3 protein-coding genes are annotated in these 12,387 nt (G+C 45.6%); all 3 read right to left on the bottom strand.

All coding sequences use genetic code 11. The annotated features are described in order from the left end of the window. Window positions 1-179 precede the first annotated feature (179 nt). The 3 genes from QUA58_RS02570 to QUA58_RS02560 all read right to left on the bottom strand — a co-directional run bounded on the left by QUA58_RS02570 (window position 180) and on the right by QUA58_RS02560 (window position 11,655). Window positions 180-2,930, bottom strand: a complete 2,751-nt coding sequence (locus QUA58_RS02570) for a DEAD/DEAH box helicase (RefSeq protein WP_333255199.1) — start codon at window positions 2,928-2,930, stop codon at window positions 180-182. 692 nt (window positions 2,931-3,622) lie between these two features. Beyond that, a complete protein-coding gene (locus QUA58_RS02565; protein ID WP_333392919.1) occupies window positions 3,623-5,689 on the bottom strand; it encodes a phosphodiester glycosidase family protein in 2,067 nt (688 codons plus the stop codon). A gap of 488 nt (window positions 5,690-6,177) precedes the next feature. Further along, window positions 6,178-11,655, bottom strand: coding sequence for an AAA family ATPase (locus QUA58_RS02560; protein WP_333392918.1), 5,478 nt, complete (start codon window positions 11,653-11,655; stop codon window positions 6,178-6,180). Window positions 11,656-12,387: the final 732 nt, after the last annotated feature.

Here is a 12,387-nt window from a genome sequence, read left to right as displayed (position 1 = left end):
CCTGTTCCTAAAAGGCTAATTGAGAATGGTGCAACATATGAGATGCAACCGAAAACAATTTTAGATTAAAACCTGGGTGCATTTGGGTTGAAAAACCAAAAATACAATTTAGATGCCGCACAGCTTACAGCCAAATGTCAACAGCCAACAGCCAACAGCCAACAGTCAACAGTCAACAGTCAACTATTTTCTGGCGTTGCAGCTTCATTCACCGGGAATCGATCGATCAACTGCATCGCCCGAAAAGCATTCCTCCGCAAAGAATCCGAAACATGAGGAACATGAGGAATCTGAGACAAGAAATCCAAAGTCCGGCGCAAAATCCGCACCACATCCCCTTCATCCAAACTCGTATGGCTAATCAGTTCCAGCCATTCCACACCCAGAGCCCACTGTTCCACCAAAGTCACTAAATCCCGTTCCAGCCAAATTGGGATCGCAGCTTCGTGGCGGTACTGCACTTGAAACAATCGGCGCCGCAAGCCTTTTTGCAGGTTGTCCAAAGGTGCCAAAACTTCTGGCGACAGCGAGTAGTGAGTCCAACTGTCGGGCCTGGAAACTTCTGTAACTAAGGCCGCGCAAGCAGCAGCGAGGTGGTGGGGGTCGAGTTCGTCAAACTCGGCAGACATCAGAGACAAACCCAGCCACAGTTCGTTATCGCCGCGAATGGCGGCGCAAGCTTGGCCTAAGATTGTGGGTACCAACCTGTCGGAGGAGTCATCTCGGTTTACATTTGCCGAAACTACTCTTTCCAAACAGCCAAAATTTAGCAAGATGTCGATTAAGTTGAGAAATTGCTCCCAGTAGCGAGCTCGCTGCTTTTCTAAGTCTTGTTCGCTTTTGCGGATTTCTTTTTTGAATTCCTCCCGGCGGCGCTGGCGTTTGAGCAAAGTACCGGGATTGCCCCATTCTAGAACCGGGTGAGTTTCTAGTTTAGCTTCTACGGCTGCGATTTTTTGCTGTTGCTCGATCGCCTCTGGGCTCGGTTCCGGTACGGGCAATTCTGGGATCGATTTGGCAATTGAAGCAGTTTCTTCAGTTCCCAAGCGGCACTGGCCGAGTCTCAGGGGCATTTCCGACGGCGGGTTCAAGGTATCTGCAACGCTCAAGCGGGGTAATTCGGCGTGCAGGGTAGCGACATCGCTAATGGCGACGATATACCAGCGGTTATCTTTGCCCAAGCACACCAAATTTGGTGCTTGGCCGGAACCTGCGATTTTGGCAACTAATACGGCGGGCACGGGAGTTGTGTGCGATCGTTTTGCTGTCGGAACGTGCTTGCCCTTGAGACTCAGAACCGTTCCGAGCACTGCAAAAGCCACAGCTACGGACATCTCCTTAAATCTGGCTTCTTCAGCTTGCTGCAATAGAGTTTTCAGCAAACGTTTATCTTCTTTGAGCCTTCCCTGCAATTTTTCGTAATGGGCGAGGTGTTTTTCCATGGTAGAGACATTACCTCCGGCCGCCAGGGACTCTTCAAGCACCGCCAATTCTGTTTGCAATCGGTCTAATTCTGATTGCTGCGGCTGCAAGTACAAGGTTGACAGGTATTGACCAAAACTCCGCTCTACCAACTCTTGAGCTTGATCGATAGTGTGAGTTTGCAGCAAATTCAGCACCATGCCGTAGCTGGGTGTAAATTGACTGGCGAGGGGGTCGGCTTTGGCAGTGGCCAAATAGGAGGCTTCTTTTGCGCCTTCAAAGCGCGTCTGAACTGCGACGACGTGCCCCAGCTTGTCCATGCCCCGGCGACCCGCCCGACCGGCCATTTGCAGGAATTCTGAAGCGTTTAGCAGTCGGTGTCCCTTGTCGGTGCGCTTGGACAAGGTGGAAATGACTGTGGTGCGGGCGGGCATATTAATCCCGGCTGCTAGGGTTTCGGTGGCAAATACGACTTTAATCAAACCTCTGCCAAAGAGTTCTTCTACTAAGCCTTTCCAAGCGGGTAAAATGCCTGCGTGGTGGGCTGCGATGCCTTTTAAAAGTGCTTCTTTTTGACCTAAGCGTTCTGCTTCTGGGTTTCGCTGTAAAAAATCGTCAATGATGCGTTTGAGTTCGGCTGTTTCGGCTTCGTTAACCAGGGAGAAATTGCCGACTTCTGCGACTGCTTGGTCGCACCCGCGACGGCTGAAGATGAAGTAAATTGCTGGTAGCATATCTCGATCGTCCAACCGGGACAAAACTTCGGTCAAACTCGGAGTGGGGATGCTACCTCTTTCTACTTTTTGCCCCTTCTTTTTGGGGATTAACCGCAGATTAGCTCTTTTGCCAGTCTCGTCTAGCAGGGGAAATATCCCTTTTTGATTGGCGAAGTGAAATTGCAGCGGCACTGGCCGAAAGTCTGAGTAGACGAGCTCTGTGGGCCCGTGGACTTTGTTAATCCAGTCTGTGAGTTGCCCGCTATTGGCAACGGTTGCTGAGAGGGCGAGCAGTTGAATTTCGCCGGAACAGTAGATGATGGATTCTTCCCAGACGGTACCGCGCTGGCGATCGTTCATGTAGTGACACTCGTCAAGCACCACGGTTTCGACTCCGGTGAGGGAAGTACCGACTGCTCCGATCGGCGTACCGTAGAGCATATTCCGAAATATTTCGGTAGTCATCACCAAAATCGGGGCATCTCGATTGAAGGAGATGTCACCCGTCAGCAAACCTACGTTGTCGTCTCCAAATTGACTGCGGAAGTCGCGCAGCTTTTGGTTGGAGAGAGCTTTGAGGGGAGTGGTGTAGAAGACGCGCCGCCCCCTGGAGAGTGCTTGATGGATGGCGTATTCCCCGATTAACGTTTTCCCTGAGCCTGTGGGAGCGCACACGACAACGGATTTACCTGCATCGAGGGCGGCGATCGCCTCTCTCTGAAAGTTATCTAGCTCGAAGGGAAATATGGTCTTCAGATCCAGCTCTGGGCGGTTCTGGGCAGTGTCTGGCACAAGGATTATTATAAGGTTGCAGGGTAAGTATGCTTAAATCTTGCTGAAAGCAAGTCAGCAGAGGACTGTATTGATTTTAGACCAACGCCCGCAAATCGGCTATGAAGTCATTAGTCATTAGTCATTAGTCATTAGTCATTAGTAACAATTACCAGTTACCAGTTACCAGTTACCAATGCCCCATGCCCCATTCCCCATTCCCCATTCCCCATTCCTCAAGTTTCGTTGTCTATGATTCCTGTTATTTCGACTATTCCTGTGATGCAGCTTGCTTCGGGCGATCGGCTTTTGCTACAAGTCTATCAGTTTTAAGGTGCTGTTCCCGGCAACAAGGCTGATTTAGAGTCTGGCCGAGCGATGCTCTGCAAAAATCCAATCTGGCGATCGTATTTGTTTGTAGTCAGGACTTCATTTTTTTATTACCTCAGCTTTAAGAACTTTAGTTTAGTGCTGACTACAAATCTAGTAATAACCAGAGGTTTCAAATAAATTTGAGGGAGATTGCGAATTGTTGGGGGGCGGGCTTATTTAGATTAGACATCTTGCATTCCCAAGCTTTCCGATCCTTCAATTATCTGCGTTAATCTGTGTTTATCTGCCTGACATCTGCGGTTTCTAGATCGATCGAAGACTTATGCAATCTTATCGCTCAACATAGATTAGGGTGAACCCGCCCCGACAATTAGATCAATCTAAGGTTGAATGAAAATGCCGATCGCATTGTGGACTCTCGCAGCAGTAGACGGCGGGCGATCGAGCAAACTCCCTCCCAAATACAAACTCGTCGAACTTCCCCCATCCAAATTTAAAGCCTCCACAGCACCCATTTGCTGCAATATCTGCGCCAGTTCCGCAAAATTTGGGCCCGCCCCGCCCGCGCGATTGTGCACCGCTACAATCAGCAAATTCCCGGCAGCAGTTCGCCCGATCGCACTCCGAATCGCCGTCTGTCGAACATAGGCATCGCTAAACCCTTCCGCCTTAGCATCCAAAACAACTCGACTGTTTTGTACCAACACCGGCCCGCCGCCTAGAATGTAAGGAAAACGGTTAAAATCTGCCGGAATTGTGTTAGTTTCCAAACGCAATAAAGTGCCAGCAGTTAATTGAGAAGCAGGGGAAAAATTGGAACGCCAAGCCAAAACATAACCGTTTGCTGGAATCGGGAAATTTGTTGTTCCCGGCGCGCCTCCGGGAGATTGGCTGACAACTTTATCACCCGCAACTGTCACAACTATTTCATTATCAGAAAACGGAGTATAAGTTTTTCCCCAATCGGGATTGTAGCGACCGATTCCTGATGTCACGTAGGCACTATTTAACTGTGAAACAGACAAACGTTGATTTGCAGGAGTTATCAAAGTTTCTTGCAAAGTCAAACGATCGATCGCAAATTCGCCCCGATCGTTCCAAGCGATCGCCCCCCGATTCAAAATTGGCCCGGAAAGCCATTTATTTTCCCGCCGAATCGCGCCTAAAGCTAATCGATTGATTCGATTGAAAAATCCGGCATTAATTGCAGCCGCAGTTCCCGAAAGTTCTGCTGTTTGCAATAGAGGTGCAGTACCTTGATCTGTCGGCGGATTGCTCAAAAGCGGTCTAATTTTGACACCGGATTGGCGGGGATTAATTTCTAACCCAACTACGGGAAAACGAGCGGTTCCTAAATTTTGATATTGCTGCCGCCACCGCACGCCCGGAGCCCAAAGAATGTTTTTTTCTACTAGGGAATCCGGGCGAATGTCGATTACTAATCTATTGGGATTTCCTAAACTGAAAACTTGTGGCCGCCAACCTAATGGAATTTGTACCTTGACTTTGGTTTGATTCCCCGCAGGTTCGATTTTTAACGATCGCACTTGTGGGCTGGTTGCAAAAGCGCGATCGATCGAAGTGCGATCGATCTTAGCATCGATCGCGATCGACCATTCTTGAGTGGCGATCGGTGCAGAGGGCGCTAGCGGCTGTGAGAGCGCGGGTTTGGTAGGATCGTCTGGTGTTTCGAGGTTTCGGGCTGGGGGCGCTGTCTGCTGCGGGATAGCAGGCTTTGTGGGGTCGTCGGGAGTGTCTCGCGGTGGGGTTGTTGGGGACGGGCTCGGCGTATCGACGAAGTTGACTTGCCACGGGGCGGGGCGATCGATCTCGATCACTGTGCGATCGCCCCATTCTCTCGCAGCTTGCCGAATGCCGGTAATATTGGCAGTTGGAGAAGTAATTTTTAGAACATTGCCCTCTGCTGATATCTGCCAGCCTGCAAGTTTAGCAAAATCTGTAACATCTAAGTAACGATACGGGCCTGTTGCCCTGGCTGTCAAACTTTTAGCATCGGTGAAAGATACCGAAAACCACTGCACCGGTTGTTTATTACTGTCGGCGGTGTTGAGCAAATCCACTCCCGCACTCTGCATCAAGCCAACATCAGCAATCCAAGTTCGGAAATTTGCCGAAGTGCTGTTTGTTGGCTGCACAGTCCAAGCTAAGGGCAGAATCCGGCCGTTGAGAGACACTTGGCGACCTTGTTTAATTCTGGCAACTGGCGGTACAGATTGAGCCAAATTGACCTCCGTTAATTCACGATTCAGGAACAAGGAAGAGGGCAATAAATTGTGTAATGGATTGGAGGAAAAACTAGAAGTTCTCCCACTCGAAGCCTCTTGCGCTCTTCCGGGTTGATTCCAAAGCAAAGACTGGGCGATCGCCAGTACAGGTAATATCGAGACTGACAATATTGAACGCCAATAAGACAAATTACATTTCATATCAAATCCTCTCTTCATCGGAATAGTAAATTCACTGTTGACTGTTGACTGTTGACTGTTGACTGTTGACTGTTGACTGTTGACTGTTGACTGTTAACATCATAAAGAGTGCAACCGGAATTGATATCACAACTTATAACTCAATACAATTTACTTAAGACGATCTCCCAGGCACACCTCTTAAAAAGGGGGGAACAAGAATCCCCTCAAAGTCCCCCTTCTTAAGGGGGATTTAGGGGGATCTCCGGGGCATAATGTTAAGTGAACCGTATTGACTTACAACTCACAATTTCAATCCTAAACGAATATAGCAATCGTAAATCATTTGTGAATTTCTTACTCCCTCTCCTTAGCAAGGGGAGGGTTGGGGCAGGGTAAAAAGTTTACGAGTCATTTAGGATTGCTATAGGTATCTAGAAAGCCGGAATATCCCTATATTTCTTCTTACCTAAACGGCGCTAATTGCGTTAAAGTCTAGCACGAACTGCTCATACCGGAATAGAAATCACAAACTCCGAACCCTGCCCCAATGAGGAATTAACGAGTAATATACCTCCATGTTTTTCCACAACAATGTGGTTGGCGATCGACAATCCCAATCCAGTTCCTTGACCCACAGCCTTAGTTGTAAATAAATGGTTAAAGATGTTTTCCTTGACTTCCTTCGACATCCCCACTCCATTATCCTTAATCCGAATCAAAACCGGATTTTTATCTTCGCTCAGAGCAGTTTGAACCGTGATTTGATTAGGTAGGACTTTAATTTCACTAAAACTGCGCCCCTTATTTGACTCCTCCAGAGCGTCAATGGCATTAGCCAGCACATTCATAAATACCTGGTTCAACTGTCCGGGAAAGCATTTTACTAGGGGCAAGTTACCATACTCTTTCACAACTTCAATAGCAGGGCGTAACTCGCTCGCTTTTAAACGGTGCTTGAGAATCAGCAGAGTGCTTTCAAGTCCGTCGTGAATATTGAAAGAAACTGGTCGATCGCTATCAGCCCTAGAAAACGTTCTCAAACTCGTACTGATATTACGAATGCGATCGACTCCCTCATTCATTGAGCTAATCAATTTCGGCAAATCTTCTCGCAAATACTCCAAGTCCATCTCCTCAATTTCTGATTCAATTTCCACTCCCGGAGCGGGAAATTTTTCTTGATACAAGTCAATCAAGTGGAATAAATCCCCCACGTATTCTTGAGCAGGTTGCAAATTGCCAGCGATAAAGCCTACGGGATTGTTAATTTCGTGGGCTACTCCTGCGACTAAATTTCCGAGAGCAGACATCTTCTCACCCTGCACCAATTGCAGTTGCATCTGTTGAAGATTGTGGATAGAGGACTCTAGTTTTTGGGCATAATCCTGAGATTGTTGATACAATTGGGCGTTTTGTAAGGAAATTGCAGCTTGGGAGCAGAGGATGTTGAGGATGGCGACGCGATCGCGCGTGAATACTCCTGTTGCTAGATTATTTTCCAGATACAAAATCCCCATCATCTTGCCTTGATAAAGGATGGGAGTGCAGAGGATACTCTTAGATTGCTGTTGGATAATGTAGGGGTCAGATGCAAATCTTGGTTGAGTGCTACCATTATCAAAAACTAGGGTTTCTTTTGTACGTTTGACGTAGTTGATTAGGGTTAGAGGAATTACTTCGCTCTCCTCAACCGGAATAGATTGCAGAAGGCAGTCTTGACGATTTGTGCAGTGGACATTTATCTTCCAGTTTCCCTCTTCATTCAAAATTAATGCTCCGGTTTGTGCTCCGGCATTCTTCACCACCACTTGCATCAGGGTAGTGAGCAATTGATCGAGTTTAATTTCGCTAGATAAAGCTTGAGAAGCTTTGATAACTGTCGGCAAATCTACTAATTCCGAACTGCAGCTAGTGGTACCGATAAGTGTTCTATTCGTGTTAGATAGGGATGATTCACTATTGCTGGAGGTATGAATTGTTTCGCTTGGATACTGGCGACTTCGCTCCTGTTGCAGGATCGGAGCAAGCAATTTGGGATAGCGCTGTTCTAGATAATCAATCTTTGCTTTTGCTCCCCAACGAGCGTAGGCATAGTAAGCATCAATTAAATAGGGTTTTGCCAGTTTTTCTTTCCCCCATTCCAAATAAAATTTGGCGGCGAGTTCGTGGGCTAGAGCTTCTTCGTTGATGTACTCGTTTTCTTGCGCGAGGGCGATCGCCTTGTCATACATTTCGATCGCCTCTACTTTTTGGTTTAAAACCCGATGCCGTTCTGCCTCCACTAGATAGAATTTGTGCAGATAATTCATTGGGGCATGATGCGCCCATTTTTGCATTTTTTCTTGATTAGCTTGTACTCTGTCAAGAATGCCCTGTTGATCTGCCTGTGGATTATCAGGGTACACCGCCAACCGCACCAGAGAATCGTAGAAATGGAAAACAGGAACAACTGGCATTCCTACCACTGCATCTAAATACTTCTCTGCTATAGTGATATTCTCAATCGCTTCTGAGTAATTTTCAAACCAATAACAAAGTAAAAGTTTGTTTAAATATATGTATGCAACTCCCACTTTGTCGTTCGCTTGCTGGTAAAATGGCAACTTCATCGTCTCATCGCAGGCTTTACCCTTTAGAAGGCATAAGTTTTCACTTTTTTCCAGCAAATTTAAGATAGCCTGCCAATAGATTTCTATATAATTAAGCGCTGTTTCTTGCTTGATTTTATGAATAGCATCTCTGTTTCTTGCTATCTCTCTTTCCAGGACAGTCAGTTCTTTACCACTATAGTAAGCTGAACAGGAGCACTGTAATAAATTATAGCCTGCATATTCTAAATCTCCTGTCTCCCTTCCGCTAGAGTAAGCTGACACCAAAGGCTCTAAAGTTTCTCTGAGATGCTCTTTGCAATGTCGGATAAATAAATTTACTATGAAGGCTGTCTTGGCTTTGATTTCTTGAGCATTTAACTTTGACACTAGACTTAAAGCCAATTGACCGAACTGATAACCTGAATCAATATCTTCCACAACTCCACAAAGCAGAAAACCATAATTGGCGTAAGCAAAGGGAGAAACGGAAGCATTCCCATATTGGACGGATAATTGTACTTGTTTGCACACCGTCAAGGGCAACAGTGCAGGAGCAGCAATGTAGGCAGGAGCAAAGATACTTGATAAAAGTTTCATGGCTGCTAGTTTAGAGGGATCGGTCATTTGAGGGAGATCGATTAAGTCCTCAGTTCGCGTTCTGCTCAAAATTGACGCCGTTTCCCCTAATGCCTGCCCAATATCAGACGGATTTGGCTCGGAGGGAAACTCTACCCCCAACTGTTTTAAAACTTGCAGTCCCGTATTCAGCGCTTCCTGTAGCTTATTTTGCGCCATATAAGCTTGCATCTGTACTTCATACACCTTCACTTTGTCCAGTAGCGTTTTGGCGCAGCTTTCCACGACTGATGCTAATTTTTCCATCAGGTCAAAGTCACCGCTTAGATATGCCGCTTCTGCTGCTTCTGTATACAGCACTAATGTTAGTTCGTATTGATTCTGCCCACTATTTTCTGCGAGTAATTCCCTGCCAATATTGAAATATTCAACCGCAGCAGAATAGGCTGTAGCAGCTTTGGCTTTCTTTCCGGCAACCAGATTCAACCTTGCTAATTGCTCCCTCTCTAGCTCGTGGGTGATTAGCTCAACTCCCACATTCAAGTGGTTGACAATATCAAAAATTCTTTCTTCTCGATCGGCTTCTGGCGTATTCTTTAACAGCAGTTGACCGATTTTTAAGTGAGTCGATCGCTTTTGCTCTTCAGGAATCAGGGAATAGGCAGCTTGTTGGACGCGATCGTGTAAAAACTTGTATTTGGGTAATTGGTCGTGGGTAATTGGTAATTGGTCAGATTTTTTGCCATTACCGATTACTAATTCGCTATTCCCTTCTGCTTGATAAAACTTGTAAATTTCACTAATGGGTAAAATTAGCCCGTCTTGTAATGCCTTCCATAAAGCTGTTGCGGTTTCTACTGGCGAATTTTCATCAACAATTGCTAACGTCGCCAAATCGAACTGATTGCCAATACAAGCAGCTAACTTTAAAACTTCCTGTGTCCTGGTTGGCAACTTTCGCAACTGAAGTGCCATGAATTCTACTACATCATCCGTTAGTGCCAAGCTTCGCACGAGAGCAATATCGCACTGCCAATACCGAGCTACAAAATTAAATTCAATTAGCCCATCTTCATGCAAAGATTTGAGGAATTGTGTGCTAAAAAATGGATTGCCTAGGGTTTTTTGATAAACGAGTTCTGTCAAAGGCAGAGCCAACGGTGTAGAACAAACTAGAGTATCAGCCACTAAACTATTTACGTCTGCTCGATCGAGGGGAGCTAAGGTAATAGTATTCACCTTGGCTGCGGTTTTTTGAATCTCTGCTAACATCAGCATCAATGGATGCGCTGGAAATACTTCATTATCCCGATAAGCTCCTATTAATAAGAGATAGCAGTTATCGGTAGCACTCATCAGCAGTTGAATTAATTTTAACGATGCTGAGTCTGCCCATTGCAAATCGTCCAAAAAAATCACTAAAGGATGTTCTTTTGTTGTGAATAATTGAATGAATTTTTCAAACAACAAATTGAAGCGATTTTGACCGGCACTGCCAGAAAGTTCGGGGACTGGCGCTTGCTGTCCGATAATCCGTTCTAGTTCGGGAATGACTTCAACGATTACCTGAGCGCTATCGGCCAAAGCTGCCAAAATTTCTAACTTCCACTGCTCAACTTTAGCATCTGTTTCCGATAGCAGTTGTCCCATTAAATCGCGAAAAGCTTGGACAAATGCACTAAAGGGTAGGGTGCGTTGGAATTGGTCGAATTTACCTTTTATAAAGTAGCCTCGCTGTCTGACAATTGGTTTGTGAACTTCGTTGACGACAGCGGTTTTGCCAATGCCGGAGAAACCGGCAACGAGGATCATTTCGGTGCTGCCTTGACTGACGCGCTCGAAGGCCGATAGCAGGGAGAATACTTCGGTCTCTCTACCGTATAATTTTTCGGGGATGATGAAGTGATCGCACAAATCTCGCTCCCCTATGCTAAAGTTAGTCAGCTCCCCTGTCTCTTTCCACTGAGATAAACAAGTTTCCAAATCGTACTTTAGTCCGATCGCACTTTGATAGCGAGCTTCAGCATTCTTCGCCATCAGTTTGCTGACAATCTCAGACAGCACCAATGGAACGTTCTGGTTGACAATTGAGGCTGGGATAGGTTGTTTGGCAAGGTGACAGTGTACCAAATCCATTGGATCGTCTGTTTGGAATGGTAACTTTCCTGTTAGTAATTCGTAGAATGTTACTCCTAGCGAGTAGAAATCTGTGCGGTAATCAATGCCTCGGTTCATCCTGCCAGTTTGTTCTGGAGATATGTAGGGTAAAGTGCCTTCGAGGACATTGGGATTGTGAATTTCTTGGGTTTCGCGAGGTAGCAGTGAGGCGATGCTGAAGTCAATCAGCTTAACTTCTTTGCTGGTGGGGTTAATCAGAATGTTGGCGGGTTTGAGGTCTTTATGGATGACGTGGTGGCGATAAAGTCCGTCAAGGGCGTTGGCAATTTGAATTGCAATCGGAAGAAATTCGTTAACGGGCAAGCCTTCTACTGGTTCCTTGCTAGCTTCTACTAGACTAGCGAGGTAGCTACTTAAGGAAATTCCCCCAAAGTCTTCCATCACCAGAGCATAGTGGTTATGGTAAGTCTCCAGACTGTATGCCTTAACACTGCCAGGAATCTCTAAGTTTTTAGCAATGATGTACTGGTTGCGGAAGTGAACGAGTTCATTGAAGCGGGGAAAGTCATTTCGCAGAAGTTTGATCGCGACTGGCTGCCCATTGGAACACCGAAGTCCACGATAAACTAGAGTTCGATTTCCTGCGTATATTTGCTCGTTAATGTGATATCCTAGAAAAAGATTTGTGATATTAGTCATACCTACGTATTCCTACTGCTTTTGTTAAGCCTGAAGCTTCTTAGATTTAATATCTAATATTGTCGCTCTATCTGGCGCAATATTCATTTAATTACATTTTTCTTAACATATTTTTGAGACCGAATTATGAAATAGTAATTTTCTAAGCGAGACTTGAATGTTTTATATAATATTTTTTACAATCTAATTGTAAGCAATTAAAAATAATTGAGATAAAGCTGGTTTGACGACATCACTTCAGAGAATAGGAGCTTAGGATCGAAAACTTAATAACTTAAACACCTCCTACAGTCTTCTCTCCTGTAAGTTGCTTTCCTCAAAGGAGGCAGAGCCTCCGGATCTGCATTACCAGGCAGAGCCTGGTAACGAGCAAATTTTCATTCCTTAGTTGATAGGCGTGGCATAATTAGGGGATGATTTTTGACATTCTCGTCGCTAAATAGATTGAGATTGTTGATTCAAAAAGGCGGCGCTGGCTTTACCAGATACTCCACAAGATGTCAGAAATCCTGGAAATAGCTTTTATTGATGAGTAACAAAAGTTTGTGGGTAAAAAAAATACAAATTAGAGTTATGGACAACAGTCAACCTTTTTCGGCAAGACATCTTATGCCAATTTCATAAAGTAGCGCTAGATATTACCCCCCCAACCCCCCCTGACAGGTGTAGGTTTTTTACGAGGGGGTAGTATAAAATCAATTAAACCAGGCGAAAATAAGGGTGATTCAACGA

This window comes from Microcoleus sp. N9_A1 (assembly GCF_036701795.1).
Taxonomy (GTDB): Bacteria; Cyanobacteriota; Cyanobacteriia; order Cyanobacteriales; family Microcoleaceae; genus Microcoleus.
The sequence above is the reverse complement of the archived record's forward strand: the minus strand, read 5'-3'. Positions and strand labels throughout refer to the sequence as shown.